General features: G+C 74.1%; 14 protein-coding genes and 2 pseudogenes. 9 read left to right on the plus strand and 7 right to left on the minus strand.

Going from position 1 to position 16,109, the window contains the following annotated elements:
* The first annotated feature begins 1 nt into the window (after position 1).
* From trmD to J7462_RS27400, 7 genes and pseudogenes are all read left to right on the plus strand, one after another.
* A complete protein-coding gene (trmD, locus tag J7462_RS27370) occupies positions 2-790 on the plus strand; it encodes a tRNA (guanosine(37)-N1)-methyltransferase TrmD (RefSeq protein WP_219468325.1) in 789 nt (262 codons plus the stop codon).
* A gap of 142 nt (positions 791-932) precedes the next feature.
* Positions 933-1,289 carry a 50S ribosomal protein L19 gene (gene rplS, locus J7462_RS27375; RefSeq protein ID WP_007456548.1) on the plus strand — a complete coding sequence of 119 codons (357 nt, stop codon included), beginning with the start codon at positions 933-935 and terminating at the stop codon, positions 1,287-1,289.
* 193 nt (positions 1,290-1,482) lie between these two features.
* Positions 1,483-2,304, plus strand: a pseudogene (gene lepB / locus J7462_RS27380) (signal peptidase I); the annotation flags it as partial.
* Between the two features lie 151 nt (positions 2,305-2,455).
* Positions 2,456-3,091 carry a signal peptidase I gene (lepB, locus tag J7462_RS27385; protein WP_208567189.1) on the plus strand — a complete coding sequence of 212 codons (636 nt, stop codon included), beginning with the start codon at positions 2,456-2,458 and terminating at the stop codon, positions 3,089-3,091.
* Positions 3,092-3,149: 58 nt separating this feature from the next.
* Positions 3,150-3,629 carry an NUDIX hydrolase gene (locus J7462_RS27390; protein WP_219468330.1) on the plus strand — a complete coding sequence of 160 codons (480 nt, stop codon included), beginning with the start codon at positions 3,150-3,152 and terminating at the stop codon, positions 3,627-3,629.
* Complete coding sequence (locus J7462_RS27395; RefSeq protein WP_219468333.1) at positions 3,623-4,435, plus strand: ribonuclease HII; 813 nt, start codon at positions 3,623-3,625, stop codon at positions 4,433-4,435. Before J7462_RS27390 ends, J7462_RS27395 begins: the two co-directional genes overlap by 7 nt.
* Entirely contained in the window at positions 4,432-4,755 is a 324-nt protein-coding gene (locus J7462_RS27400; protein ID WP_011905215.1) for a DUF2469 domain-containing protein, read from the plus strand. Before J7462_RS27395 ends, J7462_RS27400 begins: the two co-directional genes overlap by 4 nt.
* A gap of 77 nt (positions 4,756-4,832) precedes the next feature.
* On the opposite strand, the gene J7462_RS27405 is transcribed toward J7462_RS27400, so the two are convergent.
* On the minus strand, positions 4,833-5,939 hold the full coding sequence (locus J7462_RS27405) for a sulfite oxidase (RefSeq protein WP_219468336.1): 1,107 nt from the start codon (positions 5,937-5,939) through the stop codon (positions 4,833-4,835).
* A gap of 282 nt (positions 5,940-6,221) precedes the next feature.
* On the opposite strand from J7462_RS27405, the pseudogene J7462_RS27410 reads away from it, so the two are divergent.
* Positions 6,222-6,734 (plus strand): annotated as a pseudogene (locus J7462_RS27410) (peptidoglycan DD-metalloendopeptidase family protein); the annotation flags it as partial.
* Positions 6,735-6,971: 237 nt separating this feature from the next.
* On the opposite strand, the gene J7462_RS27415 reads toward J7462_RS27410, so the two are convergent.
* From J7462_RS27415 to J7462_RS27440, 6 genes are all read right to left on the minus strand, one after another.
* A complete protein-coding gene (locus J7462_RS27415) occupies positions 6,972-8,153 on the minus strand; it encodes an aminotransferase class V-fold PLP-dependent enzyme (protein WP_219468339.1) in 1,182 nt (393 codons plus the stop codon).
* A 182-nt stretch (positions 8,154-8,335) separates the two neighbouring features.
* Positions 8,336-9,517 carry a tyrosine recombinase XerC gene (locus J7462_RS27420; RefSeq protein ID WP_219468342.1) on the minus strand — a complete coding sequence of 394 codons (1,182 nt, stop codon included), beginning with the start codon at positions 9,515-9,517 and terminating at the stop codon, positions 8,336-8,338.
* A 297-nt stretch (positions 9,518-9,814) separates the two neighbouring features.
* On the minus strand, positions 9,815-11,146 hold the full coding sequence (locus J7462_RS27425; protein ID WP_308291050.1) for a serine hydrolase domain-containing protein: 1,332 nt from the start codon (positions 11,144-11,146) through the stop codon (positions 9,815-9,817).
* Between the two features lie 135 nt (positions 11,147-11,281).
* Complete coding sequence (locus J7462_RS27430) at positions 11,282-12,445, minus strand: DNA-processing protein DprA (protein WP_219468348.1); 1,164 nt, start codon at positions 12,443-12,445, stop codon at positions 11,282-11,284.
* Complete coding sequence (locus J7462_RS27435) at positions 12,442-13,962, minus strand: YifB family Mg chelatase-like AAA ATPase (protein WP_208567181.1); 1,521 nt, start codon at positions 13,960-13,962, stop codon at positions 12,442-12,444. The genes J7462_RS27430 and J7462_RS27435 overlap by 4 nt, the downstream gene beginning before the upstream one ends.
* Before the next feature lie 154 nt (positions 13,963-14,116).
* Entirely contained in the window at positions 14,117-14,476 is a 360-nt protein-coding gene (locus J7462_RS27440; RefSeq protein WP_208567180.1) for a YraN family protein, read from the minus strand.
* A gap of 235 nt (positions 14,477-14,711) precedes the next feature.
* On the opposite strand from J7462_RS27440, the gene J7462_RS27445 reads away from it, so the two are divergent.
* The gene (locus tag J7462_RS27445; RefSeq protein ID WP_255597920.1) at positions 14,712-15,923 is read left to right on the plus strand and encodes a hypothetical protein; all 1,212 of its coding nucleotides are present in this window, start codon (positions 14,712-14,714) and stop codon (positions 15,921-15,923) included.
* Positions 15,924-16,109: the final 186 nt, after the last annotated feature.

The raw sequence follows: 16,109 nt of genomic DNA on the forward strand, positions 1-16,109 counted from the left end.
CATGCGCGTCGACATCGTGTCGATCTTCCCGGACTACTTCGCCCCACTGGATCTGTCCCTGATCGGGCGGGCCCGGGAACAGGGCCTGCTCCGGTTGGCCGTGCACGACCTGCGGACCTGGACCCGCGACGTGCACCGCACGGTCGACGACACGCCCTACGGTGGCGGGCCGGGCATGGTGATGCGGCCGGAGCCGTGGGGCGAGGCGCTTGACGCGTTGGCCCCCGACGAGTTGGCTCCGGACGGCCTGACCCTGCCCCGGCTGCTGGTGCCCTCCCCGGCCGGCGTGCCGTTCACCCAGGCGATGGCGCACGAGTTGGCCACCGAGTCGCACCTGCTCTTCGCCTGCGGCCGGTACGAGGGCATCGACCAGCGGGTGCTCGACCACGCCTCGACCCGGCTGCGGGTCACCGAGGTGTCACTCGGCGACTACGTGCTCTTCGGTGGCGAGGTGGCGGTGCTGGTGATCCTGGAGGCGGTCACCCGGCTGTTGCCCGGGGTGCTCGGCAACGCCGGTTCGCTGGACGACGAGTCGCACGCGCACGGCCTGCTGGAAGCCCCGATGTACACCAAACCGGCGAGTTGGCGGGGGCACGAGGTGCCCGAGGTGCTCCGCTCGGGCGACCACGGCCGGATCGCCCGCTGGCGACGGGACGAGGCGTTGACCCGTACCGGCACCCGGCGACCGGACATGCTCGCCGCGTTGCCCCCGGAGATCCTTGACAAACGGGACGTGGCGACGCTGGAGCGGGGTGGGTTTCCGCTGCCCCCGGGGGATGTGGCAAAGTAGGGGGGTTGCCGCATCCGTCCGCGCCCGTGGGCGGCTGCGAGGATCCCCGGACAGGGTCGGCCCGCCGACCGGCACCGGGGATCAGAATCACCCATCCGCGCACCGACTGACGGTGCGCCGTGAGCATCACGAGGACGCAGCGATGAACATCCTGGACGCCCTTGACGCCCAGTCGAAGCGCACCGACCTCCCCGACTTCCGTGCCGGTGACACCGTCAAGGTGCACGCGCGGGTCGTCGAGGGCAACCGGTCCCGGGTCCAGATCTTCCAGGGCGTCGTCATCCGCCGCCAGGGTGACGGTCTGCGCGAGACCTTCTCGGTCCGCAAGGTCAGCTTCGGGGTGGGCGTGGAGCGGACCTACCCGCTCAACGGCCCGGGCATCGACCGGATCGAGATCGTGACCCGTGGCGACGTCCGCCGGGCCAAGCTCTACTACCTGCGCGAGCTGCGCGGCAAGAAGGCCAAGATCAAGGAGAAGCGGGAGAAGCAGCCCAGCTGACTTCCCGCTCGCCAGGCCGCCTGACCTGCGCGGATGTCGTATCGACCAGAGCGCACTACGCTGATCGGTACGGGCGCAGTCCGGCAGGTGGTGTCGCGACCCAGATCGCGGCACTCCGATCGTCCGCTGCCGCCCGTGGGGCCTCGACGAGGCTCCCGGGCGGTAGTGTCGTTTCTGCGGACCGGGGAGTGGCGTGGTGCAGGTGCTCGACTCGAACGGCACAGCCGACCCGTGGCGTCGGCGGACCCGACCCACCCGTCGGCAGATGCCCCTCTGGCAGGAGCTGCCGCTCCTGCTGATCGTGGCCTTCTGTCTGGCGGTGCTGATCCGCACCTTCCTGCTCCAGGCCTTCTTCATCCCGTCCAGTTCGATGGAGGACACCCTCCTCATCGGCGACCGGGTGCTGGTCAACAAGGTCGTCTACGACGTACGTGACCCGCTGCGCGGTGAGGTGGTGGTGTTCCGGGGCACCGACAAGTGGGTCGCCCTGGAGAGTCCCGTGCCGCCGACCGGTGCCGTCGGCAAGATCGGGCGAACCCTCGGCGACCTGGTCGGCGTGGGTCGCCCCGGCGAGAAGGACTTCATCAAGCGGGTGATCGGGTTGCCCGGCGACCGGGTCAAGTGCTGCGACGACCAGGGTCGGGTGCTGGTCAACGGCATCCCGCTGGACGAGCCGTACGTGGTGCGTGACTCACCGCTGGACGTGCCGCCGAACCCCAAGGAGTGCCGGTCCCGCCGGTTCGACGAGGTGGTCGTACCCCCTGGTCAGATCTTCGTGATGGGCGACCACCGGCTGGTCTCCCAGGACGCCCGCTGCCAGGGGCCGGTTCCGATCGACAACGTGATCGGCCGGGCGTTCATGGTGGTGTGGCCGTCGTCGCGGTGGGCGTCGCTGCCCGTGCCGGCCACCTTCGAACGGCTGTCGGACTCCGCTGCCGCGCCCAACGCCCCGGCGCCGGTCCGGCCGACCCCCACCGGTGACGTGGTCCTGCTCCTGCCGGTCGCCGCGCTGCTCGCGGCCGTCGTGCGCTCCGGGCGACGGGTGTGGCCCCCCGGCCCCGGGCGGCCCCACGCCTGCGCCGGGAACGGCTGCGGCGCTCCGGGTGGCCGGGACGCCTCCGGCGTTCCGGGCGGCCCGGGCGGCTCCGGCGACGTAGGCTCCACCCGTGATTGACGAGCAGACCGACAAGCCGCGCAGCTCCTTCTGGAAGGAGCTGCCCATTCTCCTGGGCGTCGCGATTCTGGTGGCGGTGCTGGTCCGCGCATTCGTGCTGCAGACCTTCTTCATCCCGTCGCCGTCCATGGAGAACACTCTCAAGATCGACGATCGGGTGCTGGTCAACAAGCTGGTCTACGACTTCCGCTCACCGCACCGGGGTGAGGTGGTGGTGTTCAAGGCACCGACCGAGTGGAGTGGCAACCCCGACGGCGAGGACTTCATCAAGCGGGTGATCGGGGTCGGCGGCGACCACGTGGTCTGCTGCGACGCGCAGGACCGGCTGACGATCAACGGCAAGTCCCTCGACGAGCCCTACATCTACTCCGCCAACGGCCAGCAGGACAAGCCCGCCGACCAGGAGTTCGACATCACCGTCCCGGCGGGGCGGCTCTGGGTGATGGGTGACCACCGCTCGGCCTCCGGGGACTCCCTGGAGCACTGGCAGCAGTCCGGTCGCAACATCGACAGCGCCACCATCCCCGAGGGTGAGGTCGTGGGCCGGGCCTTCACCGTGTTCTGGCCGTTCGACCGGGCCACCTGGCTCACCGTGCCCAAGTCGTTCGACGGGATTCCCAACCCCTGACTGGTTCGCGACCACCCGGGCGTGGCCGAGCGTCGACACCGTCTGGCAGGCTGATGCGGTGACCGTCTTCCACCCCCGTCGTGCGGCCCGGGTGCTGCTCGTCGACGCGTCCGGCCGGGTGCTCCTCTTCGCGGGCGTCGACCCGGCCCGCCCGGGTCACCGGTACTGGTTCACCCCCGGTGGTGGGCTCACCCCGGGGGAGTCCCCGGCGGCCGGGGCGGCCCGCGAGCTGGCCGAGGAGACCGGGCTGCGGCTGACCCCGGCCGAGCTGGGCGGGTCGGTCCGCTCCGAGACGGTGGAGTTTCCCTTCGACGGCGTGTGGTACCGCCAGGAACAGGAGTTCTTCGTGGTCCGGGTGCCCACCTGGGAGGTCGACACGGCCGGGTTCGACGAGATCGAACGGGCCAGCGTCACCGGACACCGCTGGTGGTCGGCGGCCGAGCTGGCCGACACCGCCGAGCGGTGCTACCCGGCCGACCTGGCCGCCCTGCTCACCCAGGTGCTGGCCGCCGCCCCGGCCCCGGAGGCGTCGTGCTGACCCCGCCGCGCACGGTGGTGCGCCGCGACGGAGGGCTCTACGCGCTGGAACGGGCCCTGCAACGGCGCGGCTTCCGGCACGTCGCGGGCGCGGACGAGGCCGGCCGGGGCGCCTGCGCCGGCCCGCTGGTGGCCGCCGCCGCGGTGCTCCCCGAGGGACGACGCGGCGAGATCGAGGGGCTGGCCGACTCCAAACTGCTCACCCCGGCCAGCCGGGAGCGGGTCTACGCCGAGGTCGTCGCCCGTGCCCTGGCGTACGCGGTGGTGGTCATCCCGGCCGAGGAGGTCGACGCCCGGGGGCTGCACGTGTGCAACCTCGCCGCGATGCGCCGGGCCCTGGCCTCACTGACCACCCGACCGGAGTACGTGCTCACCGACGGCTTCGGGGTGGACGGGCTGGACGTGCCGGGGCTGGCGGTCTGGAAGGGTGACCGGGTGGCGGCCTGCGTGGCGGCGGCGAGCGTACTGGCCAAGGTCACCCGGGACCGGATCATGGTGGAGCTGGACGGACACCACCCGGGCTACGGCTTCGCCGAGCACAAGGGGTACATCACGGCCGAGCACACCGAGGCGCTGCGCGAGCGTGGGCCCTGCGTGGAGCACCGGTTCTCGTACGTCAATGTGGCCGCCGTGTCGGGCCGGGAGGGTGCCCCGCCCCGGGCCCGTCGGCCGCTCGGCGCAGCCGCTCCCGAGCCGATGGAGCGCTCGGGCACGGCAGGGGGTACCGTCGGCGTGGCGTTGGGCGAGCAGCCTCGGCCTCCGGCACCGGTGGGGGAAGATGTGGTCATGGAAGGCGGAGTGCGATGAGCGCGGAAGATCTCGAAAAGTACGAGACCGAGATGGAGCTGCAGCTCTACCGGGAGTACCGCGACATTGTCCGTCAGTTCTCCTACGTGGTGGAGACGGAACGCCGCTTCTACCTGGCCAACCAGGTGGACCTGCACGTGCGCAACTCCGACGGCGAGGTGTACTTCGAGGTCGAGATGCACGACGCCTGGGTCTGGGACATGTACCGTCCGGCCCGCTTCGTCAAGAACGTCCGGGTGATGACGTTCAAGGACGTCAACGTCGAGGAGCTGGAGAAGCCCGACATCTCGCTGCCCGCCGACTCGGGTTTCGGTAGCTGACCCCCCGCCCCGCGTCGGCCCCCACCCGCCGACACCGGGGCCCCGCCGGGCCAGGGTTGTTCACCCCGCCGCCGACCTCACTCCTCGACGACGAGCACGTCGACCCGTTGGACCAGGTTGTTGGCGAAACCACCCCGGTTCCACGGCTGCTCCACCGGCTGGGTACGCCCCGACGCGTCGGTCGCCCGCGCGGCCAGCGCGTACCGGCCGGGCTGCGGCGTCCACTCGTACCGCCAGCGCCGCCAGGACCACTCGCCACCGCTGGGCGGGTCCAGGACGGCCGGCGTCCAGGTCACCCCGCCGTCCGTGGTCACCTCCACCGCGACCACCGGGGCGTGCCCCGACCAGGCACGTCCGTCCACCGTGCACGGCCCCGGACGCAGCACCCTGCTGCGGGACATGAAGTCCGGGAAGCCCGGCGGCCGGACCAGCGCCCGGGGCTCGATCCGGGTCACCGGCACACCCGGGTCGTCGGCGTCGCGCCGCAGCCGGTAGGCCACCGCGTTCTGGTAGCCGTCGAACTCCCCGGTCAGCACGTTGATCGACCGTAGCCACTTGACGTGCGCCATGCCGTACCAGCCGGGGACGATCAGCCGCAGCGGTGCGCCGTGCTGGGGCAGCAGCGGAGCGCCGTTCATCTCGTACGCCAGCAGCACCTCGTCGCGCAGCGCGTCGGCGACCGGCAGGGCCCGCTGGTAGTCCTGCTCCACCCCGCGTTCCACACCGTGGTCGGCGCCGGTGAACACCACGTCCACCGCGTCGGGCGCGATCCCGGCCTCACGCAGTAACGGCGCCAACGGGGTGCCGGTCCACTCGGCGTTGCCCACCGCCTCCACCAACCACGGCTGGCTGACCGGGCGGGGGTGCAGCAGCGCCCGCCCGTTGCCGGCGCACTCCAGCGTGACCCGTCGCGTCACCCGGGGGCGTTCGCGCAGCTCGGTCAGCCCGAGCCGGAGCGGCTGACGTACCGCGCCGTCCACGGTCAGCGTGTGGGTCACCGCGTCGAGGTCGGGGATGTCGTAGTGGATGAGCAGGTAGTGCAGGCCGGCCGGGGTGACGTCGTAGCGCAACGCTTCGAGTGGGATGCCGTGGTTGCGGGCAGCCAGTTGCAGCTCCTCCGCGCTGATCGCCTCGTCCGGCCCGGCGACCCGCGACGGTCGGCTCACCTCGTTGATGGTGGTCATCGGTGGCCTCCCGGTCTGCGCCCGCCTGCGATGCCGCCAGCCTAGCCCCGCTGCGGGGCCGACACCGCCGGACCACGGCCGTCCCCCTGCGCTCTCCCCGACCGCCGCCCGCACGCCGGCACAGGGGCATAGCAGAGCGACAGGCCGGGTGGGCGTTTTCCACAGCCGGTCCCGTCATCCACAGCGGACAGCCGGTCCGTGGCGTCGGTCCGCCGGCCCCGACATGCTGCGGTGATGCGCACAACACTGCGGCAGGTGGTGGCCCTCGGGGCCGCCGTGCTCATGTTCGGCCCCCACTGGGTTCCCGGGCGGTCCACCCCACCCCGGTCCACCCCACCCCCGTCCGCCCCGGTCCGGGCCGGGCCGGCCCCGGTGTTCCGGTGGCCACTCGACGGGCCACCCCGGCCGGTGCGCCGGTTCGACCCGCCTCCGCTGCCCTGGCTGGCGGGTCACCGGGGCGTGGACCTCGCCGCCGTACCCGGGGCCGCCGTCCGGGCCGCCGCAGCCGGCACCGTGCTGTTCGCCGGCATGGTCGCCGGCCGCCCGGTGGTCACCGTCGGCCACTCCGGCGGGCTGCGGACCACCTACGAACCGGTCCGCCCCGAGGTGCTCCCCGGCGACGTCGTGGCGGGCGGCGCACCGCTGGGTGTGCTGCTGGGCGGGCATCCGGGCTGCCCCGTGGCGGGGGTGTCCACCCCGACCGGCGGGTGCCTGCACTGGGGGGTCCGGCGGGGCCAGGAATACCTCGACCCGCTGGCCCTGCTGGGGCTCGGCCCGGTCCGGCTGCTCCCGGTGGCGACACCCGCCGAGGTGGGTCTCCTCCGGGTCGACGGGCCCGGCGACTCCGCCGACCGGTTCACCCCGGATGCCGCCCCCGGCGCTGACCACCTGCTGGTCCGGCGCGGCGGCCCCCTGCTGGTCCGGATTGGCGCCCTCGACACCGGTCAGCGGTGGGACCAGGGGCCGGACGGGATCGCCCGGCGGGACGAACGGCCACCCTGCCGGTGCGGTCAGCGCCCGGCAGGAGCCCCGTCACCCCTGGGCCAGCAACGCCGGCAGCCGGGAGGCCAACCGCTCGTACTCGTCGGGGGCGTTGTAGACCTGACCGCAGAGCCGGAGCCACCCCCGCCCGTTCCAGGCCATCACCGAGACCTCGGCGGCGAGCCGGTCGGCGATCCGGGCCCGCAACGCACCGGCGGCCTCCAACGTGCCGGCGACGCCCGGTGGCAACGGCACGATCCGCATCGCCACCCCCGGCCCGCCCGGGTCGGGCAGGTCGGTCGGCGGCACCCCGAGCGCGTCGGCGACCACCCGCTGCCCGTACCCCGCCAGTGCCGCGTTGTGCGCGCGGACCCGCTCCAGCCCGAGGCTACGCAATGTGTAGAGCCCGGCCGGGGCGCTCAGCCAACCCGTGTAGTCGAGTGTGGCCTGCCACTCGACGTTGCCCGGGAAGCCGCTCGCCTGCTGCCAGGACACCACCAGCGGCTCGATCCGGTCCCGCCACCGTGGGGCGACCACCAGGACGGCCGTGCCACGGGGCGCGAACCCCCACTTGTGCAGGTTGCCCACCCAGAAGTCGGCCCCGATCGCGTCGACCTGGACGGGCAGCATCCCGGGCACGTGCGCGGCGTCCACCAGCACGGCGACGCCGTGTTCACGGGCCACGGCCACCAGCGCGGCGACCGGCAGCAACCGGGCGGTGGCCGAGGTGAGCTGGTCGACCAGCAGCAACCGGGTCCGTCCCGGGCGCAGCCCGGCCCGCACGATCTCCACGAGCTGCGCGTCGCTGGCCGACAGGGGCAGGTGCAGGCTACGGGCGGTCGCACCCGTCCGGCGGCATTCCCGGGCGACGGAGAGGTGCACCGCGCCGTACCCGTGGTCGGTGCTGAGTACCTCGTCGTCGGGGCGCAGACCGAGTGACTGGAGGGCGACGGCCACCCCCGTGGTGGTGTTGCCGACCAGGGCGGTGCCCTCCGGATCGGCACCGAGGAAAGCGGCCAGGTGCCGCCGGGTGTGGGCGAGCCGGTCGGTCAGTGACTGGCCGAAGAAGCGCTGCGGGTTGGCTTCCATCTCGTCGCGCAACCGCTGCTGGGTCCGCTGCACCCCGACCGGCACCGCGCCGAACGCCCCGTGGTTGAGATAACTGACCGAGGGGTCGAGGGTGAAGAGCAGTCGGGCCCCGGGAATCGACTCGGGCGGCGGCGGGACGCTCATCCGGTGATCGTAGCCCGCACGCCGGGGCCCGCAGGACCGATCGTCGCCGGCCACTGTGGTCCGACGCCCCCTCGCTGCGGCGGTCGGTCCTGCGGGCCGGCCAGTTACCCGCGGTGGTCTACGCCGACCTGACGCGCCGGGGCCGGCGGGACTGGCCGGGCCGGGGCTGGTCGGCTGGCAGGTCAGGCCCGGGGGTGGGCCTGGCGGTAGGCGGCACGCAACCGCTCCACCGACACGTGGGTGTAGATCTGGGTGCTCGCCAGGGACGAGTGCCCCAGCAGCTCCTGCACCGCCCGCAGGTCCGCGCCGCCGTCGAGCAGGTGGGTTGCCGCCGAGTGGCGCAGCCCGTGGGGGCTGGTCGGAGGCAGCCCGGCGGCTCTGGCCCAGCCGGCGACGATCCGCCGGGCCATCGTCGGGTGCAGCCGGCCGCCCCGGGCACCGAGGAACAGTGCCCGGTCGGAGTCCGGGCCGGCCAGTGCGGGCCGGCCGACCGCCAGCCACCTGTCGACGGCCCGCTGGGCCGGCAGCCCGTACGGGACCGTGCGCTCCCGGTTGCCCTTGCCGAGGACCCGGACCACCCGACGGTCGTGGTCGACGTCCGTGCTGTCCAACCCGCACACCTCGCTGATCCGCGCGCCGGTCGCGTAGAGCAGTTCCAGCAACGCCCGGTCGCGCAACAGCAGCGGCTCGTCCGCCCCGGCCACCGACCCGACGGCTCCGCCCCCGCCCCCGCCCGGGGACGTAGGTCCGCCCTCGCCCGAAGCGGTAGGTCCGCTACCGCCCGAAGCGGGAGAGGTGCTGTCGTCCGAGGCGGGAGAGGTGCTGTCGTCCGAGGCGGGAGAGGTGCTGTCGCCCGGGGTGGGAGGCCCCTCGTCGGGGGTGTCGCCGCGGCCCGGGACGGCGGGCCCGCCGCTGCCCGGGGTGGGAGGCCGACCCCGACCCGGAGCCTCGACCAGGGTGGCGGCCTGGTCGGCCCGGAGCACCACCGGCAACTCCCGACGCGTCTTCGGGGTGGCCAACGGGGCGGCCACATCCGTGACCAGCAGACCGCAGCGGTGGGCCCACCCGCTGAAGGTCCGCACCGCAGCGGCTCGACGGGCCGCCGAACTGGCGGCCGTGCCGGTCGTCCGCTGCTTCGCCAGCCAACTGCGTAGCACGCCCAGGTCCAGGTCGCCGGGTGCGGCACAGCCCATCCGGACGGCATGGTCGAGCAGTGACACCAGGTCGGCGACGTACGCCCGGACGGTGTGCGGGGACCGGTTGCGCACCTGGGCCAGGTGCGCGGCGAACTCGTCCACGGCGTCCCGCATGGCCGGTGGCAGGGCCTGGTGGGTGACCCGGGTGCCCGGACCGCGCCGGCTCATCGCCACGCCCGTGCCGAGACCGGCCGGTGGACGCTGCCGGGGTGCGGCGGTCGCCGACCTGCCATCGGGTCCGGATCCACCGGCCCAGCTTACGGGCACCGACGCCAGCGGCAGGAGCGAGCGCGACGGCGGCAGGGATGGGCCGGCGGCAGGGCTGGCGGGGGAGCGCGCTGGTGGGGGAGAGGGCCGGCGGGAGCAGCATGCCGGCGGGCGGAGGGCGACTGGCAGCCCCGACGGGCCCGGCGAAGCTGACCGCAGGGATGACCGGCGGGTGGGGAGGTGGGTGGTCCCCCGGGGTCAGGCGAACGTGTCGGCCACGGCGACCCGGGCCGGGTCCGGGTCGGCCCAGCTCCAGTTCGGATGGGCACGGTTGGTGAGCAGCACCAGCACCCGGCGGCGGTCGGGTTGGACCAGGAACGAGGTGCCGGTGAACCCGGTGTGTCCGAAGGTGGTGGGTCGGGCGAGCCTGCCCATGAACCAGGGCTGGTTGAGCACCACGCCGAGGCCGTGGTCGGAGGTGCGGCCCGGCCGGTCCGGGTCGACGGCCGGCAGCCCGGTGTTGGCGTTGCGCAGCATCCGGGCGACGGTGCTCTCGGCGAGGATCCGTTTCCCGCCGTAGCTGCCGCCGTCGAGCAGCAGTTGCCCGATGACCGCCACCTCCTCGGCGGGGGCGAAGATGCCGGCGTGGCCGGCGATGCCGCCGAGATGGTTGGCGACGTCGTCGTGCACCACGCCCCGCAACAACCCCCGGGAGGAGCGGGCGTCGGTGGCGACCAGCCGGTTGGCCCGGTCGGCCGTGCCGAGCCAGGTGTTGGGGTTGAACCCGGTGTGGCGCAGCCCCAACGGGGTGGTCAGGTTGGTTTTCAGGGCCCGGTCGAGGCTGAGCCCGGTGACCTTCTCGACGATCTTCCCGGCCACCATCAGGCCGACGCTGGAGTAGCGGAACTTGGTGCCCGGGATGGCGCCGCTGACCAGTGGCGTGGCCAGCACCGCACGCCACCGCTGCGCCATCGTCGCGTAACCGGTGACCTTCGCACCGACCGGCAGGCCGCTGGTGTGGGCCAGCAGCATCGCCACGGTGACGGTGGACTTGCCGGTGCCGGTGAACTCGGGCAGGTAGCGGACCACGGGCGCGTCCAGGTCGATCCGGCCGCTGTCGACCTGTTGCAGGGTGAGGATCGCGGTGTAGACCTTGGTGAGCGAGGCCAGGTCGAAGATCGAGTCGGGACGCATGGCGACCCGCTTCGCCGCGGGCAGCAGCACCGGGCCGGCCCCGTAACGCAGCGCCTCACCGACCGCCAGGTGGTCGGTCGGCTCACCGTCGGTCACCGCCAGCACCACCGCCCCGGCGTACGTCGGGTGTTTGGGGTTCTCCGGGGTCGGCTGGAGGTGCCGCTGGAGTGCCGCGGCGAGCGTGCGCGGCTTCGCGGCTGCGGTCGGGGCGGAACGCCGGGCTGTGGCTCCCGGTCGGCCGGTCGCCGCCGCGCCCTGGCCGCCCTGTGCCCCGTCGCCCGGTGCGGGAGTGGCCCAGGCTCCCGCAGTCCGGGCAGGTGGGTTCGGTGCGCAACCGGCCAACCCGAGGGCGGCGGCGAATCCTAGACCGAGCGCGGAACGGCGGGGTATCGACACGGCAGCGATCATCGCATTCGTACTGCTCTCGGGCCAGCGCGATCGATGGCCGGAGCGCCCGGTGGTCGTCTGCGCGGTCCTGGCCTGACCGGTGCGTGCGCAGCGGCGTGGCCGGAGAGCCGCCGTGTCGACCGCCTACCGTCGGACCAGGGTGTAGCCGTCGTCGTGCCGGCTCACCAGGCCCAGCTCCGTCAGCAGGGCGAGCTTGCGCAACGCCGTGCGGATCGGCACGCCGGCCCGGGCGGCGAGCGCGTCCGCGCCGATCGCACCGCGCCGGGGCATCGACTCGCGCAGCATGGCCGCCTCGTCGTCGAGGACGTCCGTCGGACGGTCCGCGCCCCGGGCGGGTGGTGCCAGGTCCGCTCCGATCCGGCCCACCTCCTCCAGCACGTGCGCCAGCCCGGTCACGAGTCGGGTGCGCTCGTATTCACGGAGCAGTTCGTGCGCGCCGACGGACAGCGCCGAGGTGACCGGGCCGGGCACCACCATCGCCGGTCGTCGCAGGGCGATCGCCCGGTGCATGGTCTGGGCTGCGCCGCTGCGGGCCGCCGCCTCCACCAGCACGCTGCCCCGGGTGCCGGCGGCGATCACCCGGTTACGGATCAGGAAGCGGGGACGCAGCGGCTCCGCACCGGGCAGCCACTCGCTGATCAACAACCCGGTCTCGGCGATCCGGTCGAACAGGGCGGAGTTGCCCATCGGATAGGGGCGGTCCACCCCACATGCCAGCACCGCCACCGTCACCCCACCGGCGTTCAACGCGCCCCGGTGGGCGGCGGCGTCGATGCCGAACGCGCCGCCGGAGACCACCGTCCACTCCCGGTCGGCCAGGCCGTAACCGAGTTCCGTGGCGACGTGTACGCCGTACCCGGTGGCGGCCCGCGCGCCGACCACCGCCACCGAGCGGTCCAGCACCTGGGCCAACGGCCACCCGCCGCGTACCCAGACGCAGAGCGGTGGGGCGGTCTCCCGGTCGACCTTCCGGCTCGCCCCGGGCAGCACCAGCCCTTCCAGGTCGCCCAGCGGGGCGGGCCACTCGTCGTCGTGCGGGGAGACGATCCGCGCGCCGAGCCGGTCGGTGAGCGCCACCGCCTCGGCGGCTGCCGCCCGGGGGTCACCCGCGTGCAGCCGGGCCGCCACCGCCGCCCGCAACGTCTCGTCGGGTGCCCCACCGTCGAGCAGGAGGTCCAGCGTGGCGACCGGACCGAGCCGGCCCACCAGCCGGTGCACCAACCGGGTGCCCGGCTCGGTCAGCCAGGTCAGTGCCACCCGGGCGTGCAGATCCTCGGTGCTGTTCACACTTCCTCCCCCGTTCTCAGGCCGGTGGCCTCCCGGACGTCCTCAAGATCGGGCCGTGGCCGGCCGTCAAGATCGGCGATCGTCCAGGCGAGCCGGATGATGCGATCGAAGCCCCGGGCCGACAGCGAGCCCCGGTCGAGCCGCCCCCGTAGTTCGGCAGTGGCCTGGGCGGCGAGCCGCCACGGTGGTCGGCGCAGCAGCGGGCCCGGCACCTCCGCGTTGAGCCGGTGCCCGACCGGGGCCCACCGTTCGGCGGCAGCCGCGCGCGCCACCGCCACCCGGGCGGCGACCACCGCCGACGGTTCGCCGTCCGGGTCGACGCCCATCAGTTCGGCCGCCCGTACCGGCAGCACCCTGACCTGTACGTCGATCCGGTCGAGCAGGGGACCGGAGAGCCGGCCGAGGTAGCGCCGTCGCACCAGCGGACTGCACTCGCAGAGCGAGTCGCCACCGGGCTTCGCACAGGGGCAGGGATTGGCCGCCATGATCAACTGAACCCGGGCCGGGTAACGGGTGCTGCCCCGGGCCCGGGTGAGATGGACCTGCCCACTTTCCAACGGCTGGCGCAGCGCCTCCAGGGCTCCTTTGCTGAACTCGGCTGCCTCGTCGAGAAAGAGCACCCCCCGGTGGGCCAGCGACACCGCGCCCGGCCGGGCCAGCCCCGAGCCGCCGCCGACCAGCGACGGCACGGTCGCCGAGTGGTGGGGTGCCTGGAAGGGCGGCCGACGCAGCAACCGGCCGTCAGGTGGCAGTGTGCCGGCGATCGAGTGCAGTGCGGTGACCTCCAACGCGGCCTCGTCGTCGAGCTCCGGCAGGATCGACGGCAGGCGCTCGGCGAGCATCGTCTTGCCGGCGCCGGGCGGCCCCAGCAGACAGAGGTGGTGCCCGCCGGCCGCCGCCACCTCCAACGCCCGCCGACCCAGCCCCTGCCCGGCGACGTCGGCGAGATCCGGCCCGGACGGCGTCCCGGCGGGAGCAGCCGGCGGCGGCTCCAGCAGGGGAGCGCCGTCCCGGACGAAGGCGACGAGCCGGTGCAGGGTGTCGACGGCGCGCACCTTCACCCCCGGGATCACCGCCGCCTCCGCCGCGTTTCCCACCGGCACGACCACCCGGCCCAGCCCGGCGCGTACCGCCGCGGTGACCATCGGCAGCACGCCGCGGACCGGGCGGACGGTGCCGTCGAGCCCCAACTCGCCCAGGACCACCACCCCCTCCATCGGCAGCAGCGGCAGCTCACCGGCGGCACCGAGCAGGGCGACCGCGATGGCCAAGTCGAACGCCGAGCCGTACTTGGGGAGCGTGGCGGGAAGCAGGTTGAGGGTGATCCGGCGGTTGGGCCAGCGCTGGCCGGAGTTGACCACGGCGGCGCGGACCCGGTCCCGGGCCTCGTGCAGGGCGGTGTCCGGCAGCCCCGAGATGACCACGGCCGGTAGCCCGGGGGAGAGGTCCGCCTCCACCTCGACCAGGTGGCCGGTGACCCCCACCAGGCCGACCGCGTGCACCTTGGCGTAGCTCACCGTGCCACCCCCGCCCCCGGCCGCCCGGCGTGGTGCCGGATGACCCGACGGGCGCGGTGACGGGCCAGGGCCGGCCGGACGCGGTGGCCAGTCGGGGCCGGCCGGGCGCGGTGGCGGGCCAGAGCCGGCCGGGCGCGGTGGCGGGTCGGGATCATCAGAAGGCCCCCTTGAGGTGCTCGACCTGTGCCGGGCCGGCCGGCGGCAACCGGACCGACAGGACGTCGAAACGCACCTCGTCGGTGGTCGTCCCGGTCTCGGCCAGCCAGCGGGCGGCGAGCCCCCGCAGCCGTCGGGCCTTGGCCGGGACGACCGCCTCTGCGGGGCTGCCGTAGGCGTCGCCGCGTCGGGTCTTCACCTCGCAGAAGGCGAGGACCGGGCCGTCCCACGCGATGACGTCGATCTCACCTTCGCGGCAGCGCCAGTTGCGGGCCACCGGGCGCAGCCCGGCCCCGATCAGATGCCGTACGGCGCACCTCTCGCCGTACGCGCCGATCGCCTGGTTCCGCTTCGTCATGCCCGTCAGGCTGCGGGTGGGGCGGGGGTGGGCGCGACATCCGAGGCCGCACCTGTGGACAACTCGACGCCCTGTGGACGAGCGGACGATCAAGGCCCAGACCTGCTATGTGATCTGCTGATGCCCTGCTCCCGGGGGGTGGCCGGCGATCGTCCGTCGACCCGTCCGATCGGTCCCGTGCGCCGGTACGACCTGCGAATGGCGCCGGGCGGGTCGGTCGCATACGGTGCCGGACGTGGACGCACGACGGAGCTACCCCGAAGATCAGGAGTCACGCTGGTACCCGGCCGGCCGGGAACGCGCGTACGACGACTCCGACTGGCGGACGGCGAGCGGGGTGCGCCGGCGCGACGACGAGGCCCGCACCCCCGACCAACGAGCTGCCGAGGAAGGCCGGTACGGGGACGCCAGCCGTTTCGACTCGGGACGCCTCGACACGGCTGATCCCTTGGGTGCCGCCGGGGGCGAGAGCACCGGATACCGGCCGACCCGGTCCCGCCGGGACGACCCGGATGTCTCCGGCGAACTGCCCGGTGACCGGGTGGGTCGACGCGCCGCCCGCGAGGCCGCAGTCAGTGGCGTCGGCCCGCTCGGGGACACCGGTGCGGGCCCGCTCGGCGGTATCCCGGTGCGGGGCGTGGGCGACACCGGCACCGGCCGCCTGTCCGACACCGGCACCGGCCGCCTGTCCGACACCGGTATTGGCCGGGGCGTGGGCGACACCGGCACCGGCCGCCTGTCCGACACCGGTATTGGCGGGGGCGTTGGCGACACCGGTACCGGCCGCCTGGCCGACACCGGCACCGGCCGCTTGTCCGACACCGGCACCGGGCGGCGTGTCGGCGATACCGGTACGGGTCGGTTGGGTGGTACCGGGGGTGGTCGGCTCGGCAGCGGTGACAGTGGCACCGGCCGGTTCACCGCCGATTCCGGACTGTTGGGGGTCAGCGGGGTCGGCCCGCTGGCGGGGACCGATCCGGTCCGGCCGGCGGCGCTGGGCAACTACCCGATCGTCGAACCCACCCGACCGGCGGAGCCCTCCCCCCTGGAGGTGCCGACCGGCCCGATGGTGCCGGTCACGCCGCGGGCGGATGACCTGGCCAGCCCGGACGGGGCGTACCGCACGGGTGGCCCGACCTCCGACGGCGTGTACCGCACCCGGCGGCCGGCGCTGGCGGTGCTGCTGGGGTTGTCGGCCCTGGTCTTCGAGGTTCCCGCGCTGCGGGTGCTGCTGCACGGACTCACCGGTGACCCGGTCTCGGCGTCGCACGTCGTCGTGGGCACCTTCCTGGTGATCGGGTTGCCGGTCTTCGCCGGCGGCCTGTACGGGCTGCGCACCGGTGGCCTGGCGATGGCCGACGGGGCCCGGGGCTGGCTGCGCCCGCCGACCGCCTACCTCACCGTCGGGCTGGTCCTCTTCCTCGCCGCCGCCCTCGCCGCCCGCTGAACCGCCCCCGGACCGCCCCGGACCGCCCCTGAACCGCCCCCGGACCGCCCGTCGAACGGCGGCCTGCGGAGAACCGTCACCGTCCCCGACCCGCTGGACCCCCGTCGCCTGCCGACACCTCGGCACCCACCCGATCCAACCCGAGACCCGAGACCGGGAGCCGGGAGCGAGAGCCGAGAGCTGGGG

Source organism: Micromonospora sp. RL09-050-HVF-A (assembly GCF_019374995.1).
Lineage (GTDB): Bacteria > Actinomycetota > Actinomycetes > Mycobacteriales > Micromonosporaceae > Micromonospora > Micromonospora antibiotica.